18 protein-coding genes and 1 other RNA gene are annotated in these 18,009 nt (G+C 59.2%); 8 read left to right on the top strand and 11 right to left on the bottom strand.

The genetic code is table 11. The features are described 5' to 3' along the window. Positions 1-5 precede the first annotated feature (5 nt). The 9 genes from mraY to rsmI form a co-directional block, all read right to left on the bottom strand. Positions 6-1,088, bottom strand: coding sequence for a phospho-N-acetylmuramoyl-pentapeptide-transferase (gene mraY, locus BFL40_RS22720; protein ID WP_071486023.1), 1,083 nt, complete (start codon positions 1,086-1,088; stop codon positions 6-8). Then, positions 1,088-2,458, bottom strand: coding sequence for a UDP-N-acetylmuramoyl-tripeptide--D-alanyl-D-alanine ligase (locus tag BFL40_RS22715; RefSeq protein WP_071486022.1), 1,371 nt, complete (start codon positions 2,456-2,458; stop codon positions 1,088-1,090). Before BFL40_RS22715 ends, mraY begins: the two co-directional genes overlap by 1 nt. Next, the gene (locus BFL40_RS22710; protein WP_071486021.1) at positions 2,451-3,914 is read right to left on the bottom strand and encodes a UDP-N-acetylmuramoyl-L-alanyl-D-glutamate--2,6-diaminopimelate ligase; all 1,464 of its coding nucleotides are present in this window, start codon (positions 3,912-3,914) and stop codon (positions 2,451-2,453) included. The genes BFL40_RS22715 and BFL40_RS22710 overlap by 8 nt, the downstream gene beginning before the upstream one ends. After that, a complete protein-coding gene (locus BFL40_RS22705; protein ID WP_162843053.1) occupies positions 3,914-5,656 on the bottom strand; it encodes a peptidoglycan D,D-transpeptidase FtsI family protein in 1,743 nt (580 codons plus the stop codon). The genes BFL40_RS22710 and BFL40_RS22705 overlap by 1 nt, the downstream gene beginning before the upstream one ends. Beyond that, positions 5,656-5,949 (bottom strand): cell division protein FtsL, encoded by a 294-nt coding sequence (gene ftsL, locus BFL40_RS22700; RefSeq protein WP_016974244.1) that lies wholly within the window; start codon positions 5,947-5,949, stop codon positions 5,656-5,658. The genes BFL40_RS22705 and ftsL overlap by 1 nt, the downstream gene beginning before the upstream one ends. Beyond that, a complete protein-coding gene (gene rsmH / locus BFL40_RS22695) occupies positions 5,946-6,893 on the bottom strand; it encodes a 16S rRNA (cytosine(1402)-N(4))-methyltransferase RsmH (protein ID WP_071486019.1) in 948 nt (315 codons plus the stop codon). Before rsmH ends, ftsL begins: the two co-directional genes overlap by 4 nt. Then, positions 6,890-7,345: a division/cell wall cluster transcriptional repressor MraZ gene (gene mraZ, locus BFL40_RS22690; RefSeq protein ID WP_003171868.1), complete on the bottom strand. Its 456-nt coding sequence runs from the start codon at positions 7,343-7,345 to the stop codon at positions 6,890-6,892. The genes rsmH and mraZ overlap by 4 nt, the downstream gene beginning before the upstream one ends. Before the next feature lie 354 nt (positions 7,346-7,699). Continuing rightward, positions 7,700-8,053: RNase P RNA component class A (gene rnpB, locus BFL40_RS22685), an RNA gene on the bottom strand. 95 nt (positions 8,054-8,148) lie between these two features. Beyond that, the gene (gene rsmI, locus BFL40_RS22680) at positions 8,149-9,054 is read right to left on the bottom strand and encodes a 16S rRNA (cytidine(1402)-2'-O)-methyltransferase (RefSeq protein ID WP_162493879.1); all 906 of its coding nucleotides are present in this window, start codon (positions 9,052-9,054) and stop codon (positions 8,149-8,151) included. A gap of 176 nt (positions 9,055-9,230) precedes the next feature. Here rsmI and BFL40_RS22675 point away from each other — a divergent pair, with 176 nt between their 5' ends. From BFL40_RS22675 to BFL40_RS22660, 4 genes are all read left to right on the top strand, one after another. Further along, on the top strand, positions 9,231-11,042 hold the full coding sequence (locus BFL40_RS22675; protein WP_071486018.1) for a penicillin-binding protein activator: 1,812 nt from the start codon (positions 9,231-9,233) through the stop codon (positions 11,040-11,042). Then, positions 11,042-11,413: a YraN family protein gene (locus BFL40_RS33230; protein ID WP_074851681.1), complete on the top strand. Its 372-nt coding sequence runs from the start codon at positions 11,042-11,044 to the stop codon at positions 11,411-11,413. Before BFL40_RS22675 ends, BFL40_RS33230 begins: the two co-directional genes overlap by 1 nt. A 92-nt stretch (positions 11,414-11,505) precedes the next feature. Beyond that, entirely contained in the window at positions 11,506-12,099 is a 594-nt protein-coding gene (locus tag BFL40_RS22665; RefSeq protein WP_007904374.1) for a phosphoheptose isomerase, read from the top strand. Continuing rightward, the gene (locus tag BFL40_RS22660; protein WP_071486016.1) at positions 12,096-12,677 is read left to right on the top strand and encodes a BON domain-containing protein; all 582 of its coding nucleotides are present in this window, start codon (positions 12,096-12,098) and stop codon (positions 12,675-12,677) included. The genes BFL40_RS22665 and BFL40_RS22660 overlap by 4 nt, the downstream gene beginning before the upstream one ends. A gap of 68 nt (positions 12,678-12,745) precedes the next feature. On the opposite strand, the gene BFL40_RS22655 is transcribed toward BFL40_RS22660, so the two are convergent. Beyond that, positions 12,746-13,516, bottom strand: coding sequence for a YiaD family glycine zipper/OmpA-like lipoprotein (locus BFL40_RS22655; protein WP_071486015.1), 771 nt, complete (start codon positions 13,514-13,516; stop codon positions 12,746-12,748). Between the two features lie 232 nt (positions 13,517-13,748). Then, positions 13,749-14,393 carry an MBL fold metallo-hydrolase gene (locus BFL40_RS22650; RefSeq protein WP_071486014.1) on the bottom strand — a complete coding sequence of 215 codons (645 nt, stop codon included), beginning with the start codon at positions 14,391-14,393 and terminating at the stop codon, positions 13,749-13,751. Positions 14,394-14,560: 167 nt separating this feature from the next. Between BFL40_RS22650 and BFL40_RS22645 the strand changes: the two genes are divergently transcribed. The 4 genes from BFL40_RS22645 to BFL40_RS22630 are packed head-to-tail and all read left to right on the top strand — an operon-like array spanning position 14,561 to position 17,997. After that, entirely contained in the window at positions 14,561-15,151 is a 591-nt protein-coding gene (locus tag BFL40_RS22645) for a paraquat-inducible protein A (protein WP_071486013.1), read from the top strand. Further along, positions 15,148-15,792: a paraquat-inducible protein A gene (locus tag BFL40_RS22640; protein WP_071486012.1), complete on the top strand. Its 645-nt coding sequence runs from the start codon at positions 15,148-15,150 to the stop codon at positions 15,790-15,792. The genes BFL40_RS22645 and BFL40_RS22640 overlap by 4 nt, the downstream gene beginning before the upstream one ends. Then, on the top strand, positions 15,773-17,422 hold the full coding sequence (locus BFL40_RS22635; RefSeq protein WP_071486011.1) for a PqiB family protein: 1,650 nt from the start codon (positions 15,773-15,775) through the stop codon (positions 17,420-17,422). The genes BFL40_RS22640 and BFL40_RS22635 overlap by 20 nt, the downstream gene beginning before the upstream one ends. 14 nt (positions 17,423-17,436) lie before the next feature. Beyond that, complete coding sequence (locus BFL40_RS22630; protein WP_071486010.1) at positions 17,437-17,997, top strand: PqiC family protein; 561 nt, start codon at positions 17,437-17,439, stop codon at positions 17,995-17,997. The last annotated feature ends 12 nt before the right edge of the window (positions 17,998-18,009 follow it).

The raw sequence follows: 18,009 nt of genomic DNA, 5'->3' as shown, positions 1-18,009 counted from the left end.
CGTTTCTACCTCAGTTTCAGGGTGGCAAGGCCAATCAGCACGAGAATCACGGTGATAATCCAGAAGCGGACAATCACGCGAGGCTCGGGCCAACCCTTGAGTTCAAAGTGGTGGTGAATCGGCGCCATGCGGAACACACGACGCCCGGTCAATTTGAAGGAAGCCACCTGGATGACTACCGACAGGGTCTCCATCACGAACACACCGCCCATGATGAACAGCACGATTTCCTGGCGGACGATCACCGCGATGGTGCCCAAGGCTGCGCCCAGCGCCAGTGCGCCGACGTCGCCCATGAAGACTTGCGCGGGGTAGGTGTTGAACCACAGGAAACCCAGGCCGGCACCGATCAGCGCACCGCAGAACACAATCAGTTCACCTGCACCCGGTACGTAAGGGATCAGCAGGTATTCAGCGAACTTCACGTTACCCGACAGGTAGCAGAAGATGCCAAGCGCGCCGCCCACCATCACCGTTGGCATGATCGCCAGGCCGTCGAGGCCGTCGGTCAGGTTCACTGCGTTGCTGGAGCCGACGATCACAAAATAGGTCAGCACCACGAAACCAATGCCCAGTGGAATGCTGGCGTCCTTGAGCATCGGGATGATCAAGGTGGTTTCTACTGCGCTTGGGGCGGTGGTGTAGAGGAAGATCGCGGCGGCGAGGCCGAACACCGACTGCCAGAAATACTTCCAGCGGCTTGGCAGCCCCTTGGAGTTTTTCTCGATCACTTTGCGGTAGTCATCGACCCAGCCGATGGCGCCGAACAACAGGGTCACCAGCAACACAGTCCAGACGTAGCGGTTGTGCAGGTCAGCCCACAGCAAGGTGCTGATGCCGATGGACGACAGGATCAGCGCGCCGCCCATGGTCGGAGTGCCGGATTTGGACAGGTGCGACTGCGGGCCGTCATTACGAACCGATTGACCAATTTGCAGGTTCTGCAGGGTGCGGATCATCCACGGCCCCAGGAACAGCGACAGAGACAGCGCCGTCAGCACACCCAGAATCCCGCGCAGGGTCAGGTACTGAAAGACCGCGAAGCCTTTGTGGAACTGTTGCAGATACTCAGCCAGCAGCAGCAGCATTAATGTTTCTCCGTACTTGAGCCACACAAGGCCGCGACGACGTTTTCCATCACCGCGCTGCGCGATCCCTTGATCAAAATGGTTGTGTGTTTGTCTTGTTCAGCCGCAGCCAGCGCCTGGATCAGCTCAGCCTGGGTCGCGAAATGCCGCGCACCTAGGCCGAAGGCGCCCACCGCGTGGGCCATGTTCGGGCCGACGGCGTAGAGCGCGTCGACTTTGCCTGCTGCGTAGGCACCGACTTCGCGGTGGCCTTGCTCAGCCCAATCACCCAGCTCGCCGATATCACCGAGCACCAGCACCTTGCGCCCGGTAAAGCCTTTGAGCAGATCAACGGCGGCGTTGATGGAGGACGGGTTGGCGTTGTAGGTGTCGTCGATCACCCGCATGCCGTTGGTAGCCAGTTGCGCCACGGTGCGGCCTTTGACCGGCTGTACTGCGCCCAAGCCGGTGGCAATACCGAACAGCGACACACCCAAGGCATGCGCAGCAGCAGCAGCGGCCAAGGCATTGGCGACGTTATGGTTGCCCAGCAGGTTCAACTGCACATGCTCGCTACCTTGCGGGGTGTGCAAGGTGAAGGAAGGACAGCCACGGGCATCGACCGTGATATTCGAAGCATGGAAATCAGCCGCCGCATTCAACACGGCAAACGTCAGGACCTTACGACCGGCGGCACGTACACGCCAGGTCTCGAAGGCCTTGTCGTCAAGGTTCAGTACAGCGGTACCCGAGGCATCGAGGCCTTCAAGGATTTCGCCTTTGGCTTCGACGATTTTTTCCGGGCCGCCGAATTCGCCGACATGAGCAGTACCCGCGTTGTTGATAATCGCAACGTGGGGTTTGGTCAGCGCCACGGTGTAAGCGATTTCGCCGACGCGCGAAGCCCCCAGCTCGATCACCGCTGCCGTGTGTTCCGGGGCCAGTTCAAGCAGGGTCAGTGGCGCGCCGAAATCATTGTTCAAGTTGCCACGGGTGGCGAGCACCGGCCCGCGCGTACGCAGGACGCCAGCGAGCAGTTCCTTAACCGTGGTCTTGCCGCTGGAGCCGGTGATGGCTGCAACCGGCTTATTAAAGGCTGCGCGGTTCAGTGCACCCAGTTGACCCAAGGCCAAACGCGTATCAGCGACCAGCAATTGCGGCAAAGTGGAGTCCGCGACTTCACGCTGGACCAAGGCACCGACGGCGCCTTTGGCGGCGACTTCGCTCAGGTAGTCGTGACCATCGAAACGCGGGCCTGCCAATGCGACAAACAACTGCCCGGGTTTGATATTGCGACTGTCGATACTGACGCCGTCGAAGCTGCAATCGCTCGACAGTACTCGGGCCGACAGGGCCTGGGTCAGTTCACTGAACTTCATCGCTTTAAGCATGGGCGACCTCCCAGGCGGTCAAGGCGTGATCGGCCTCGACCAAGTCGGAGAAGGCGTGACGCTCACCGTTGATTTCCTGATAGTCCTCGTGACCTTTACCGGCCAGCACCACCACGTCATCAGCACCAGCGCTGGCGATCAACTGGGCAATGGCCGCGCCACGACCAGCAACGAAGGTAGCCTTGGACACGTCTTTGAAGCCGACGCGGATATCGTCGAAAATCTGGCTCGGGTCTTCGCTACGCGGGTTGTCGTCAGTGACGAGCACGCCGTCGGCCAAACGCTCGACGATCTCCGCCATCAGCGGACGCTTGCCGCGATCACGGTCACCACCGCAACCGAACAGGCACAGCAGCTTACCTTTGGCATGTGGGCGCAGGGCTACCAACACTTTTTCCAGCGCATCCGGGGTATGGGCGTAGTCGACCACCACCAGCGGCTGTTTACCGCCACCCAGGCGCTGCATGCGCCCGACCGGACCTTCCAGCTTCGGCAGCACGTGAAGTATTTCATCCAGGGCGTAATCCAGCCCCAGCAACGCGCCGATGGCGGCGAGGACGTTGCTCAAGTTGAAACGACCGAGCAAGGTGCTGCGCAAGTGGTGCTCGCCCTGGGGCGTGACCAATGTGGCGCGCACACCTTCGTCATTAAATTGGGCTTCGCGGCAATACAGGTACGCGCTGGAATCTTCCAGGCTGTAGCTGATCAAGCGTGATTCACGGTCTTCAGCGGCCAGTTGGCGACCGAATTCGTCGTCCAGGTTAACCACCCGGCACGTCAGGTCATTCCAGGCAAACAGCTTGGCCTTGGCAGCGGCGTAGGCTTCCATGGTGCCGTGGTAGTCCAGGTGATCGCGAGACAGGTTGGTCATCACCGCCACATCAAAGGCCAGAGCAGCAACGCGCCCCTGGTCCAGACCGTGGGACGACACTTCCATGGCAACCGCCTTGGCGCCGGCCTTTTTCAGGTCAGCCAGGGTGGCTTGCACGGCAATCGGGTTTGGCGTGGTGTGCAGACCGCTTTGCAGCGCGCCATAAAAACCGGTACCCAACGTGCCGACAATGCCGCAGTGCTGGCCCAGCAGATCAAGCGCTTGCGCGACCAATTGGGTCACGCTGGTCTTGCCATTGGTGCCGGTGACGCCCACCAGGTTCAGTTGACGACTCGGGTCGCCATAAAAGCGCCCAGCGATATCGGACAGTTGCGCCGCCAGGCCTTTGACCGGAATCAACGGCACGTCGGTGATCGGCAGCACGGTGGCGCCTTCCACTTCATAAGCCACAGCTGCCGCACCGCGCTGCAAGGCATCCGCGATATGTGCACGGCCATCGAATTTACCGCCAGGCACCGCCAGGAACAGGTCACCGGCGCGCACATTACGGCTGTCCAGGCTCAACTCGCGAATCAACAGATCGCGACCGGCGTGGGCAAAAATCTTGTTCAGGCTAAGAGACATCAGCCGCGCCCTCCATTGGCTTTTACAGCAGCGGCCGGTGGTCCGGCGTTCGCTTGTTGAGTCGGCGGCAAGTTGTCCGGCGTGATATTCATCAGGCGCAGGGTGCCGGACATCACTTTGCTGAACACCGGCGCCGATACCAGACCACCGAAGTAGCCGGCTTTACTCGGTTCATCAATCACTACGACGATGGCGTAGCGCGGATCGCTCATCGGGCCGAAACCGGCGAACAACGAGCGGTAAGAGTTTTCGGCGTAGCCCTTGGTACCCACCGACGTTTTACGCGCGGTACCGGACTTGCCTGCCACGTGATACGCCGGCACCTGGGCACGGAATACACCGCGCGGCGCTTCGATCACTTGTTGCAACATGCCCTGCATCGTCTTGGCGACATTTTCCGGGATCACCTGGGTGGCCTTCGGCGCCTCGTCGACGTGGATCAGGCTCAAGGGAACCATGCGGCCGTTATTGGCCAATACAGAGAAAGCGTGGGCCAGTTGGATCGCCGTTACCGACAGGCCGTAGCCGTAGGAAAGCGTAGCGGTCTCAGCCTTTTTCCAGTCGCGGTAGTTCGGCAGATTGCCCACGCGTTCGCCTGGGAAATCCAGGCCGGTGGGTTGGCCCAAACCGATTTTTTGCGCCAGGTGATAGATGGTTTCGCCGCCGATATCGAAAGCGACCTTACTCATGCCCACGTTACTGGAGTTGATCAGGATACCTGTCAGATCCAGCACTGGCCCTTCGGTACGGGACACGTCACGAATAGTGTATTTACCCAGCTGCAAAGTACCTGGGTAGACCTCGACTTTGTCGCTTGGCTTCCAGCGCCCGGTTTCCAGAGCAGCACTCATGGAAATGGCTTTCATGGTCGACCCAGGCTCGAACACGTCGATCATTGCGCGGTTACGCATCATCGCCGGTTGCAGGTTGCGACGGTTGTTCGGGTTGTAGGTCGGCTGGTTGACCATGGCAAGAATCTCGCCGGTCTTCACGTCCATGATTACCAGGCTACCGGCCTTGGCGCCGTTCTCGATAATGGCGTTACGCAGTTCGCGGTTGGCCAAGTACTGCAGGCGCAGGTCAATCGACAACGCCAAGGGCTTACCAGCCTTGGCGTTTTTGGTGACCTGGACATCTTTGATCAGTCTGCCGCGACGATCCTTGATGACTTGGCGCTTGCCAGGAACCCCGGCCAGCCATTCATCGTAGGCCAGTTCGACACCTTCGCGACCGTGGTCATCGATGTCGGTAAAGCCGACCATGTGTGCGGTGGTTTCACCGGCCGGATAGAAACGACGAAACTCCTCGATGCCGTAGACACCGGGGACTTTAAGGTCGAGCACTTGCTGACCTTGCTCAGGGGTAAGCCCGCGAACCAGATAGATGAATTCTTTATTGGCCTGGGCGTCCAGGCGCTCAGCCAAGGCTTTCGGGTCCTGCCCCAGCGCAGCAGCGAGTTCCGGCCATTTTTCCTTGGCGGTTTGCAGTTCCTTGGCGTTGGCCCACAGGGTGGTCACCGGGGTACTGACAGCCAGGGGCTCACCGTTACGGTCGGTGATCAGACCGCGGTGTGCAGGAATCGGAATGTGCCGCAGGCTACGGGCATCGCCCTGCCCGATCAGGAAGTCGCGATCGACCACTTGCAGGTCAATGATCCGCCAGGCAATCGCGCCGACCATCAAGGCCAACAGACCGAGCATCAGGCGGAAGCGCCACGGGTAGAGTGCACCTTCGAGTTTCATCATGGCGCCACCATGCGAACTTCGGCCGCGCCCGGAATATGCATTTTCAGCTGTTCAGTAGCCAGCACTTCGATGCGGCTGTGGGCCGTCCAAGTGCTTTGCTCAAGGATCAGCCTCCCCCACTCCGCTTGCGCTTTGTCACGCACACTCAATTCCCCATACAAGGTATTGAGCAACTGGCGGTTGTAGTGCGCGCTGTAAGACACCGCAATCGCGGACACCAGCACGCCGATAAACAGCAGCAACATAAAGAAGCTGCCGCCCGGGAGGGGCTTGGCGAAAAGCTTGCTCACCGCAACTTCTCCGCAACACGCATGACGGCGCTACGGGAACGTGGGTTGGCCTTGAGTTCAGCTTCGGAAGCGAACTGCGCTTTGCCATGGATTTTGATTTTCGGCACAAAGGCTTCGAAACGCACCGGCAGATTGCGCGGCAGGTTGTCGGACTCGCCCTTGACCAGACGACGCATGAACAGTTTGACGATGCGGTCTTCCAGGGAGTGGAAGCTGATCACCACCAGGCGGCCGCCCACTTCCAGTGATTCCAGGGCAGCCTCGAGGCCAGCCTCCAAATCGCCCAATTCGTTGTTGACGTGAATTCGCAGGCCCTGGAACGCACGGGTGGCCGGGTTCTTGCCCTTTTCCCACGCCGGGTTGGCGACTTTCAGTACTTCGGCCAAATCGGCGGTGCGCTCGAACGGCTGGATTTCGCGGCGCTCGACCACGGCACGAGCCATTCGACCGGCGAAGCGCTCTTCACCGTATTCCTTGAACACACGGGCGATTTCTTCATGGGGAGCGGTGGCGATGAACTGGGCAGCACTGACGCCACGAGTGGGGTCCATGCGCATGTCGAGCGGGCCGTCGTTCATGAAGCTGAAGCCGCGCTCAGGGTCATCTAGCTGTGGCGAAGACACACCCAGGTCGAGCAAAACCCCGGCCACCTTGCCTGCCATGCCGCGTTCGGCCACTTCGGCACCCAGTTCGGCAAAGCTGCGCTGCACAACGACAAAGCGGCCGTCTTCGGCCGCTAGCGCTTGCCCGGTGGCAATCGCTTGAGGGTCTTTGTCGAACCCGAGGAGTTTACCGTCGGACCCGAGCTGGCTGAGTATCAACCGGCTGTGCCCGCCTCTGCCGAAGGTGCCATCCAAATAGCAGCCATCCGCGCGTACGGCGAGAGCCTCAACGGCTTCGTCAAGCAGTACGGTGATGTGGTTAAAGCCGCTATCAATAGTCACAGGATCAAATCACGCAGTTCATCAGGCATAGCGCCCGGTTGTTGAATAGCAGCCAGGTCTGCTGCAGAAACAGCATCCCAGGCATCTTCGTCCCACAATTGGAACTTGTTCAGTTGGCCCACCAGCATTGCGCGCTTGTCGAGCTTGGCGTACTCGCGCAGACGCGGAGGCACCAGGAAACGACCACTGCCATCGAGTTCGAGATCGACGGCATTACCAATCAGCAAACGCTGCAGGCGGCGGTTTTCTTCACGCAATGAAGGCAGAGCGCGCAACTTGGTTTCAATCAACTCCCACTCATCGAGGGGGTAAACACACAAACAAGGGTCAACGGCATCAATCGTGATGATTAACTGTCCGGAACTTCGCGAAATGAGCTCGTCACGATACCGGCTCGGCATAGCGAGACGGCCTTTTGCATCGAGACTGATAGCGTTAGCTCCGCGAAACACAGATGCGTTTCTCCAAATTTTAGCGTTTTACGTTCAAAAAACCCACTTTATGCCACTTTCCGCCACTTGCGCACACTATAGGAATGCGCCCACCACACCGTCAAGGCGCGGATTCAAGGAAAAGCCTTACAGAACGGAGATTTAGGAACGTAAAAGGAGAAGAAACGAGAGTTCGGCGGTGTTTTTGACTCAACAATCGCAAATAGCTCATAGAGCTACGGCTTAAAGTTAAAGTAATTTATTAAGAGTAAGATTTTTTTGGTATTACGAAGATGCATCTGCCAATGATTTGGCAGGGAGGGATTCTTGCGTTACTACCGGTTTTCTGCACGAGATTCGGACAGAAGGAAAAAGGTGGAGAGTCGATCTGTAAGCCGGGTTCTGTCTTGAACAGTCATTCGTCTACGATGGCCATCACTGGACATCTTTAGCAACCTACCCGGTCCCAGCGCGGGCCACGCCTTGGGACCCTATTTGGTCTTGCTCCAAGTGGGGTTTACCTAGCCACGAACTGTTGCCAGTCGTGCGGTGCGCTCTTACCGCACCTTTTCACCCTTACCGGCACCGAAGTGCTTAGGCGGTTATTTTCTGTGGCACTTTCCGTAGGCTCACGCCTCCCAGGCATTACCTGGCACTTCGCCCTATGGAGCCCGGACTTTCCTCCCCCCCCTAATTTTCATAGAGGGCAGCGACTGTCCAATCGACTCTCCGCCGCGCAGGTTAACGGCACAGCGGACTTAGGACAAGTATTAAAGTGCAGGTGTGCCATCACGTTCGGACGGAATACCAGTTTAACCCCGGAACTATTCGCCTTTCTGTTTATCCAGCGCCACTTGATACAACACATTTTTGCGCACGCCGGTAATTTCCGCGGCGAGGGCGGCGGCCCGCTTAAGTGGCATCTCCTTAAGTAACAAATCAAGGACACGCATGGCTTCGCTGCCAACAGCATCTTCATCTTCCGGCGCGGTCCAGCCGGCCACCAACACCACGCACTCACCTCGCTGCTGATTGCTATCGCCCTCGACAAAGGCGCGCAACGCTTCCAGTGGCAGGCCCTTGAGGGTTTCAAAGGTCTTGGTCAGTTCGCGGGCCAGCAACGCCAGACGCTCACCGCCGAACACCAGCTCCATATCCTGCAGGCACTCCAGAATGCGATGCGGGGCTTCGTAGAAGATCAGAGTGCGCGGTTCTTCCTTTAAGGCTTGAAGACGTGCGCGACGCCCAACAGCCTTGGCCGGCAGGAAACCCTCAAAAATAAAGCGGTCCGACGGCAAGCCGGCAGCGGATAATGCAGCAATCAGCGCGCACGCCCCCGGAACAGGCACTACATTGATACCAGCGGCGCGCGCTTGGCGCACCAAGTGGTAACCAGGATCGGAAATCAGCGGCGTGCCCGCATCGGAGATCAGCGCCACGTCATCCCCGGCCAGCAATCGGGTGATAAAACGGCTGCCCTCTTCGCGCTCGTTGTGCTCGTGGCACGCGGCTAATGGCGTGCTGATACCAAAATGCTGCATCAAACGTTGGGAGTGACGCGTGTCTTCCGCCGCGATCAATTTAACCTCGCGCAACACTTTCAGCGCCCGGGCACTGATGTCGTCCAGGTTGCCAATGGGCGTCGCCACGACAAAAAGCGAGCCTGCAGTGGAATTCAAAGGACCTGGAGCAGTCAAAACGCACACCTCGATGGTTGGCAAAAGCCACATTGTAGCGCGTAGACGCCTTGAAAATGCGCCATCAAGGTCGATGCCTTTTTAGTAATCGATGGCCAATCGCAACATTTGCACGACCTAAATCGACGGTTTCACGCCAGTAACATCGCGCCTGAGCCAGTGCTTGGGTACAATTCCACGCTAATTTGATCGGTATCAGGAACACTTACATGATCGCTTGCCTGCGGCTGCTCTCCGCCCTCTGCCTCGCTGCCCTGTTGGCCGCTTGCGCCAGCTCGCCCTCGTCCGGTCTTGGCGACCTTCCACGGACCCCGGACGCCAGTATCGAGCAACTGCTCGAACAGGCCTCGACCGCCAAGACGCCAGAAAAGGCCGCATTACTGCGCCTGAGTGCGGCAGACCTGGCGTACCACCAGAACAACCCCAGTCGCTCGTCGCAGATTCTTGCGCAAGTGCCCCTGGACACCCTGAAGCCGGCCGCACAAGTTTTTGCCAGTACCCTGGCGGCTGAATTGGCCATGGCGCGCAACCAGCCCAAGGCAGCGTTGACAGCCCTGAGCCACCCTAGCCTGCAAAGCCTGAAGGACCTGCCGACAGACCAGCAGATCCGCACAGGCACCGTGCATGCCCGTGCTTATGAAGCCGATGGCCAGACCCTGGCCGCCGCTCGCGAGCGTGTCGCCCTGGCTCCGCTGCTCACTGGCGATGCTGCCAAAAGCAACCACGAAGCCATCTGGGCGTTGATTGCTGCGCTACCTGCGGAACAACTGCAAGCCAGTGGCAACCCGGTACTGGACGGTTGGATCACCTTGGCCCAGGCGGTCAAGGGCGCCGGCACCCTGGAGCAACAACAAGCCGCCATCGATACCTGGCGCGCTCAGAACCCAGGCCACCCAGCGGCGGTACAACTGCCATTGCCGCTGACCAAGCTCAAGGAACTGGCAAGCCAGCCCCTGAACAAGATCGCCCTGCTGCTGCCACAGGAAGGTCCGTTGGCCTCCGTAGGCAAGGCGCTGCGTGAAGGCTTTATGGCCGCTCACTACCAAGCCGAACAAGCCGGGCAGAAGCCGCCGGTTATCGAGTTCTATGACAGCTCGCGCCTGACCTCCATCGACGATTTCTACGCCAAGGCCCAGGCCGCTGGCGTGCAACTGGTAGTCGGCCCACTGGAGAAGCCGCTGGTCAAACAACTCAGCACCCGCCCGCAACTGCCTATCACCACCCTCGCGCTGAACTACAGCGAAATCAACCAGAACCCGGCGCAACTGTTCCAGTTCGGCCTGGCCGCCGAAGATGAAGCCCGCGAAGTCTCGCGCCGCGCCCGCGCTGACGGCCTGCACCGCGCCGCTGCCATGGTGCCGAAAGGGGAATGGGGCGAGCGGGTCTACAAAGCCTTCCGCCAGGATTGGGAAGCCAATGGCGGCACCGTCGTCGGCGTCGAGTACGTCGATCAGCCGGTTGCTCTCGCCCAGCAGATTGCCGACCTGTTCCAACTGCGTAAAAGCGAAGGTCGCGCCAAGAGCCTGCAAAGCACCGTCGGTACCGACGTAGCCGCGCAGCCATCACGTCGCCAGGACATCGAATTCATCTTCCTGGCCGTGCCCCCGCAACTGGCACAGCAGATCAAGCCGACCCTGAACTTCCAGTACGCCGGTGATGTGCCTGTCTACGCGACGTCCCATGTATTCAGCGCCAGTGGCGACAAGAACCAGTACCTGGACATGACTAACGTGATGTTCTGCGAAACGCCTTGGTTGCTTAACACCACCGACCCGCTGCGCAACCAGGTTGCCGCGCAATGGCCACAGGCCAACGGCAGCCTCGGCCGCCTGTACGCGATGGGCGTCGACGCCTACCGCCTGGCACCACGCCTGGGTCAACTCAAGGCGCTGCCGGATACGCGTGTTGACGGCCTTTCAGGCAGCCTGGGCATCAGCGCCAACCAGCGCGTTGACCGCCAGATGCCATGGGCCAAGTTCGTCGGTGGCGATATCCAGCGCCTGCCGGACACCCCGCGCTGATGCCCGAGCGGTCCAGCGCACAAAGCGGCAAGGATGCCGAACTTCAAGCCCTAAAGTATCTGCAACAACAGGGTCTGCGCCTTCTGGCGCAGAACTGGTTGTGTAAACGCGGTGAGCTTGATCTGGTCATGCTTGACGGCGATACAGTAGTATTCGTCGAAGTCCGCTACAGAAAACATGCACAATGGGGTGGCGCGCTCGCCAGTATCGACGGGCGCAAGCGTCAAAAGCTGATACTCGCCGCGCAGTTTTTCCTGCAAAAAGAGCATCGCTGGGCTGACTCCCCCTGTCGTTTCGATGTGGTTGCCATAGAAAGCACACCGCCTGCTCACGCTGATCTGAACTGGCTCAAAAATGCCTTCGACAGCTGATTCACCGGACATCTTCACCACACACTTTTGCTCTTTGCTTTGCGGGCTGCACATTCCTGTGCCAAACAGCCGCGCTACTTAAGGTCACACAGATGGACATGCAATCCCGAATTCGCCAGCTTTTCCAGGCCAGCATCGACACCAAGCAACAGGCGATGGACGTACTTGCACCGCACATCGAGCAAGCCAGTCAGGTCATGGTCAATGCCTTGCTCAACGAGGGCAAAATGCTTTCGTGCGGCAACGGCGGTTCGGCCGGTGATGCCCAGCATTTCTCCTCCGAGCTGCTCAACCGCTTCGAGCGCGAGCGCCCGAGCCTGCCGGCCATCGCCCTGACCACTGATTCGTCGACGATCACCTCGATCGCCAACGACTACAGCTACAACGAAATTTTCTCCAAGCAGATCCGCGCCCTGGGCCAACCAGGCGACGTGCTGCTGGCGATTTCCACCAGCGGCAACTCGGCAAATATTATTCAAGCGATCCAGGCCGCACATGATCGTGAAATGATTGTCGTAGCATTGACTGGACGCGATGGCGGCGGCATGGCTTCGTTGCTACTGCCTGAGGACGTGGAGATTCGCGTCCCGGCCAATGTCACTGCACGCATTCAGGAAGTCCACCTGCTGGCGATCCACTGCTTGTGTGATCTGATCGACAGCCAACTGTTCGGGAGTGAAGAATGACCGTTAACCGCATCAGCCTTTTGGCCATCACGCTGTGCCTCGCCATCAGCGGCTGCAGCACGGCAATCACTGCGACACGTGACACCCCCATCCAGGACGACAAGGGCACACGCACCTTTGGCAGCAAAATTGACGACTCGTTGATTGAAACCAAGGTCGAAGTCAACGTCGCCAAAGCCGCAACGGATCTGGGCAACGGCGCATCGCGCATCGTCGTGACCAGCTTCAACGGTGTGGTACTGCTCGCCGGCCAAACACCGCGTGCCGACCTCAAGGCCCAGGCCGAACAAGCCGCTGCCGCCGTGCAACGGGTGAAGAAGGTTCACAACGAACTGCAGGTCATGGACCCGATCACACTGCTGGCCATCAGCAACGATGCCTTGCTGACGACCAAGATCAAGGCACAGATGCTGACTGATAACGCGGTTCCCGGCTCGCGGATCAAAATCGTCACCGATAACGGTATCGTCTACATGATGGGCCTGCTGACCCAGGCGGAAGCCACCCGCGCGGCCAACCTGGTACAAGGCGTATCCGGCGTGCAGAAGATCGTGAAGGTGTTCGAATACATCGACTGATGTAAACGACAGCCACAAAAAAGGGCGCCGTGCATTGACTGCACGGCGCCCTTTTTAGTGTCCAGCGTTTATTGGTACTGCTGGTACGGGTTGCCTTGGAACTGGTTATTCTGCTGTGGCGCCTGCTGTTGCTGCTGAGCAGGCTGGCCGTATTGCTGGCCAGGGATCGGGCCGAGGTTGACCTCTACGCGACGGTTCTGGGCACGGCCATTCACGTCGGCGTTGCTGGCAATCGGGTTATCCGGGCCGGCACCGCGAGCGCTGAGGTTGGTCGGGCTGACACCCTGGGAAGTCAGGTAGTTGGCCACGCTCTGCGCACGGCGCTGGGACAGGTCCATGTTCAACTGACGGCTACCGGTACTGTCGGTGTAGCCGACGATCTGGATAGTGTTCTGATTGAACTGCTTGAGCGAGTTAGCCAGGTTGTTCAGCGGCGTGTAGAAGCTGCTGGAGATCGCGTCCGAGTTGGTGGCGAAGGTGATGTTGCCCGGCATGATCAGCTTGATCTGGTCGCCCTGGCGCTGAACTTCAACCCCGGTATTGGCCATGCTGGCCCGCAACTTCTTTTCCTGCTGGTCGGCGTAGTAGCCATAACCCGCACCACCAAGACCTGCGACAGCGGCACCAATCAGGGCGCCCTTGCCACGGTTGTTATGGTCGATCGCGGCACCGGCCAACCCACCGGCTATTGCCGCCAGGCCACCATACTTGACCGTGTTGCTGACACCCGAGGAGCCGTTTGCCTGTCCTTGGCTACCATCATAAGGGTTGGGGGAAGCACAGCCGGACAACAAGGCAACAGCCGTGGCAACGACAAGCAGACGACGTGACGTGAACATGAAGGAAGCTCCTACTTTTGCATTCTGTGATGCAGAGGACGTTGGCAAAAGACCTGTGCCGAGCTTGGAACGCGACAAACGGTAAAAATTCCCTGCCCGGCAGGCCCGCGCTCTACAACAAGTGAGCACACTAAAACCCTAGCAGAGACTTCCTGAACGGGAATTGTCGTTTTCTCTATATGGATCGCCGGACGGTCGCCACTTGGTATCCGCAAATATACCGACTTGTCACTTAAGCCCTCACGAACGGATTCTCACGCATTTCGTCGCCCAGGCGCGTGTCAGGCCCATGACCTGTCACCACCGTCGCGCCCTCATCCAAGGTGTACAAGCGCTGCTTGATCGAGCGTACGATGGTCGCCTGGTCCCCACCCCACAAGTCCGTTCGCCCCACACCTCGACGAAACAACGTGTCGCCGGCGATCAGCAACTTGGCATCGGCAAACCAGAAGCTCATCGAGCCCGGTGTGTGTCCAGGAGTGTGCAACGCCACACCGCAACCACAGGCCAACTCCTCCTCATCTTCCAGCCAGCGATCAGGCGACGGCACCGGGGTATAAGGCACACGAAACATCTGGCATTGCATTTCCAGGTTATCCCACAGGAATTGATCCTCCTTGTGCAGGTGCAACGTTGCACCGGTCTTCTCCTTCAACTGGCCGGACGCCAGGAAGTGATCAAGGTGAGCATGCGTGTGGATGATGCTCACCACTTTGAGGCCCAGCGCATCAAGCCGTGCAAGGATCAGCTCGTGATTGCCGCCAGGATCCACCACAATCGCTTTTTTGGTGATCGGGTCACCGATGATAGTGCAGTTACACTGCAACGGGCCGACGGGAAAGGTTTCGCGGATCAACGCGTTTTTTTCGATATTCATGGGCGTTCCTGAAAGCTCTGTGGCACATTCCAGACGCAGTATGGGTGACGCTGCCCCGATTCCGGAAGGGATCAAGCCTGTGATGCCCCCACTGCTAAGCTTGGCAAGCGCCATTAAATCAGTTGAATCATCCAAGACCGCAGCGCTTCGCGTTGGGAGCAAGACCTATGGCGAATCAACGGATCATCTGCGAACACTGCGACTGCGTGTACGAAAAAGTCACGCTCGCCAAACATCAAAAAGCCCTGTGCACACGCTGCGCAGGCGTACTCCAGCGCTACAACGGCCTGTCGGTGCAACAGCGGCTCGCCCTGACCGTCACTGCCGCTGTTTTATGGACGTTCGCCAATTTTTATCCGGTGATGAGCATCAGCCTGCAGGGCTTGAAAAGCAGTGCGACCCTATGGGACTCGGTGGTCGCGTTGAGCCTGGGGCCGATCACCTTTATTGCGTTGGTGGCGGCGATTTCCATCATTATCGCGCCGGTGTTTCAACTGGTTTTGCTGACCTGGGTCTTGAGTTTCGCCCTGTCCGGCAGGCGCTCTCCGGCGTTCAAACTGTGCATGCGCTGGCTGGAAGCACTCAGGCCCTGGAGCATGCTGGAGGTCTGCCTGCTGGGCGCCATGGTGGCGGTGTTCAAGCTGGCCGGCATGCTCGACGTGGTGCCCGGTACCGGACTGTTTGCGCTGGCCGTCCTCAGCCTGTTGCTGATCCGCATTGCCGGGCGCGATGTGCGCGACCTGTGGGACACCGTATGAACTCACCGCCGACTGCCCGCGAACTCAACCTGTGCCTGTGCCACACCTGCGGCCAGACCTGCGACATGAGCACTGGGCCCACCGAGTGCGACCGCTGCGGCGCGCCCCTGCACCGACGCAAAGTACAGTCGCTGACTCGGACCTGGGCCTATATGCTCACAGCACTGGCGTTTTATATTCCAGCGAATTTATTACCCGTGATGAACACCACCATGCTCGGCTCGGGGGCTGACAGCACCATCATGAGCGGCGTGTTGGAGTTTTGGCAGCACGGCGCCTGGGACATTGCCCTGATCATTTTCATCGCCAGTATTGCGGTGCCGGGCATCAAGTTCGTGTCGCTGACGCTGCTGCTGGTCACCGCGCAACGCAACAGCCTCTGGGCGCGCAAGGAACGCTCGAAGCTGTTTCGGTTTGTCGAACTGATTGGCTACTGGTCAATGCTGGATGTGATCGTGGTCGCGTTGGTAGCCGCGTTGGTGAAGTTCCAGGCGCTGGGCACCATCGAGCCACGCCTGGGCATCCTGTTTTTTGGCCTGGTGGTCGTGTTTACGATGCTGGCGGCCATGAGTTTCGATCCACGATTGATCTGGGAAAACCCACACAACAAGGAAATCTTGGATGACGCCACACAACACTGACACGCCCCCAGGATCGCCCGAGATCAAGACACGACGCTTCAGCGTTTCGCTGGTGTGGATCGTGCCAATTGTCGCAGTGCTGGTGGGCATATCGCTGGTGGTTCACAGCATGCTTCAACAGGGCCCGACCATCGTCCTCAACTTCAAGACCGGCAGCGGCCTGGTCGCCAACAAAACCGACGTCAAATACCGCAACGTGGTAATCGGCCAAGTCTCCGACGTCGCCTTGAGTGATGACCAGAAAAGCGTCAACGCCACCATCAAACTGGCCAAGCAGGCTGAAAGCTTCACCCGCGAAGATTCGAAATTTTGGGTGGTCAGGCCGCGCATCGGCGCCGGCGGAGTTTCCGGCATCGATACCTTGCTCTCAGGTGATTATATCGGCGCCGACATCGGCCAGTCCGACACGCGCGCCAAACAGTTCAAAGGCCTGGAAAACCCGCCGCCCATTACCTACGGCGAGCCAGGCAAACGCTTCACCCTGCATACCCAGGGCCTGGGCTCGCTGGATATCGGTTCGCCGGTCTACTACCGGAAAATCCCGGTAGGCCAAGTCGTGGCCTACGAGCTGGACGCCGATGGCAAGGGCGTGAATATCGAGGTCTTCGTACATGCACCCAATGATGTGTATGTCACCGAAAACACCCGTTTCTGGAATGCCAGTGGTGTAGACCTCAGCGTCGGCGCCAATGGCTTCGCGCTGAAAACCGAATCCTTGTCGTCAATGTTGGTTGGAGGAATCGCCTTCGTGGCGCCCCCCTACAGCCCCAACGACAAGCCAGCCGACGAAGAGCACTCCTTTGAGCTGTTCGACGATCAGCAAAGCGCCCTCGCCCCGCCCAGTGGCGAGGGGCAATATATGACCCTGCGGTTTGATCAGGCACTGCGGGGGCTGAAGGTTGGTGCGCCGGTGGAGTTCCTCGGTGTCGAATTCGGCAAGGTGGTGTCGGTCAACCTGGACTTCGATGCCCAGAAACGCAGCTTTCCGATCAACGTTGGCATTGTGATCTATCCACAGTTGCTTGGTCAGGCGCATACCAAGCTGCTCAAGACCATGAATCATAATGTCAGCGATGAAGTGGGCGGCGTACAGTTGATCGGCACGTTTATCGAAAACGGCCTGCGCGCCCAAGCCCGCAGCGGCAACCTGTTGACCGGCCAGTTGTACATCGCCCTGGATTTCTACCCGAAAGCCGAGAAGGTGAAGTTTGACCCGAGCCTGCGCCCGGTGAGCATTCCGACCATTCCCGGCAACCTGGAGCAGTTGCAGGAAAAACTCGAAAGCATCGTCAACAAGATCAACCAACTGCCCATCGAACGGATTGCCGGCAACCTCGACAGTAACCTGGTTGAGCTGCGTAAGGGGCTGACCCAGTTCAACGCCAAGACCCTGCCCGGCGTGCAGAACACCCTGGCCGACGTGAGCAAGACCTTGCAATCAGCCAGTTCAACCTTGGCCGAAGACTCGCCGCAGCGCGAGCAACTGACCCAAACCCTGGATGAACTGAGCCGCATGTCGCGCTCGTTGCGCGAGCTGTCGGATTACCTCGGCCGGCATCCGGAATCGCTGATTCGCGGTCGCCCGGACAACGCCGCGCCACTGGACCTGCAAGGGCCACCACGCAAATGAGCATTGGAGCAGCCATGACGTTTCCGTTGAAAATCACCTCTGTTGCCACGTTGCTGTTACTCGCAGCGTGTAGCAGTGAGCCGATTGCGTTCCACACCCTGACCCCGGCGCACTGGAGCAACACGACTCGGTCTGATGCAGGCGATATCCGCATTGAAAGCATCAGCGTCCCGCCCCAGGTGGACCGCCCGCAGATTGTGATTCGCCAGGGCGACAGTGGCGTGGCGATTCTTGAAACCCAGTGGTGGGCCGCCAGCCTGGCGGACGAGCTCAAGAGTGCGCTGGTGGACCAATTGGCCAACAGTCACGCCCGGCAAGCCGTGTCCTTGCGCCTTGAAGTGCAACGTTTTGACTCGGTGCCCGGGCAGTACGCGCTGCTCGACGTCAGGTGGCGTCTCAGGCAAACCGGTGGTGGTGATCGCCCGCCGTTGACCTGCCGCACAACCTTGCAGTCACCCGCCGGCCCGACCATTGATGACTTGGTGATTGCACACCAGAACAACCTCAAGCGCTTGGCGACTCTGATCAGCCAGGTGGCCGACAAGCCCCTGACAGAGTGCCCGACCACGAAGTGAACCGCCGTGCAC

Origin of the sequence: Pseudomonas costantinii, from assembly GCF_001870435.1 — a bacterium.
Taxonomy (GTDB): Bacteria; Pseudomonadota; Gammaproteobacteria; order Pseudomonadales; family Pseudomonadaceae; genus Aquipseudomonas; species Aquipseudomonas costantinii.
Note: the sequence above shows the minus strand (reverse complement) of the source record. Positions and strands in the feature narration are given on the sequence as shown.

Coding starts and splice junctions, on each gene's coding strand:
- mraY (WP_071486023.1), bottom strand. CDS start 1,088: ATGCTGCTGCTGCTGGCTGAGTATCTGCAACAGTTCCACAAAGGCTTC.
- BFL40_RS22715 (WP_071486022.1), bottom strand. CDS start 2,458: ATGCTTAAAGCGATGAAGTTCAGTGAACTGACCCAGGCCCTGTCGGCC.
- BFL40_RS22710 (WP_071486021.1), bottom strand. CDS start 3,914: ATGTCTCTTAGCCTGAACAAGATTTTTGCCCACGCCGGTCGCGATCTG.
- BFL40_RS22705 (WP_162843053.1), bottom strand. CDS start 5,656: ATGAAACTCGAAGGTGCACTCTACCCGTGGCGCTTCCGCCTGATGCTC.
- rsmI (WP_162493879.1), bottom strand. CDS start 9,054: ATGTGGCTTTTGCCAACCATCGAGGTGTGCGTTTTGACTGCTCCAGGT.
- BFL40_RS22675 (WP_071486018.1), top strand. CDS start 9,231: ATGATCGCTTGCCTGCGGCTGCTCTCCGCCCTCTGCCTCGCTGCCCTG.
- BFL40_RS33230 (WP_074851681.1), top strand. CDS start 11,042: ATGCCCGAGCGGTCCAGCGCACAAAGCGGCAAGGATGCCGAACTTCAA.
- BFL40_RS22665 (WP_007904374.1), top strand. CDS start 11,506: ATGGACATGCAATCCCGAATTCGCCAGCTTTTCCAGGCCAGCATCGAC.
- BFL40_RS22660 (WP_071486016.1), top strand. CDS start 12,096: ATGACCGTTAACCGCATCAGCCTTTTGGCCATCACGCTGTGCCTCGCC.
- BFL40_RS22655 (WP_071486015.1), bottom strand. CDS start 13,516: ATGTTCACGTCACGTCGTCTGCTTGTCGTTGCCACGGCTGTTGCCTTG.
- BFL40_RS22650 (WP_071486014.1), bottom strand. CDS start 14,393: ATGAATATCGAAAAAAACGCGTTGATCCGCGAAACCTTTCCCGTCGGC.
- BFL40_RS22645 (WP_071486013.1), top strand. CDS start 14,561: ATGGCGAATCAACGGATCATCTGCGAACACTGCGACTGCGTGTACGAA.
- BFL40_RS22640 (WP_071486012.1), top strand. CDS start 15,148: ATGAACTCACCGCCGACTGCCCGCGAACTCAACCTGTGCCTGTGCCAC.
- BFL40_RS22635 (WP_071486011.1), top strand. CDS start 15,773: ATGACGCCACACAACACTGACACGCCCCCAGGATCGCCCGAGATCAAG.
- BFL40_RS22630 (WP_071486010.1), top strand. CDS start 17,437: ATGACGTTTCCGTTGAAAATCACCTCTGTTGCCACGTTGCTGTTACTC.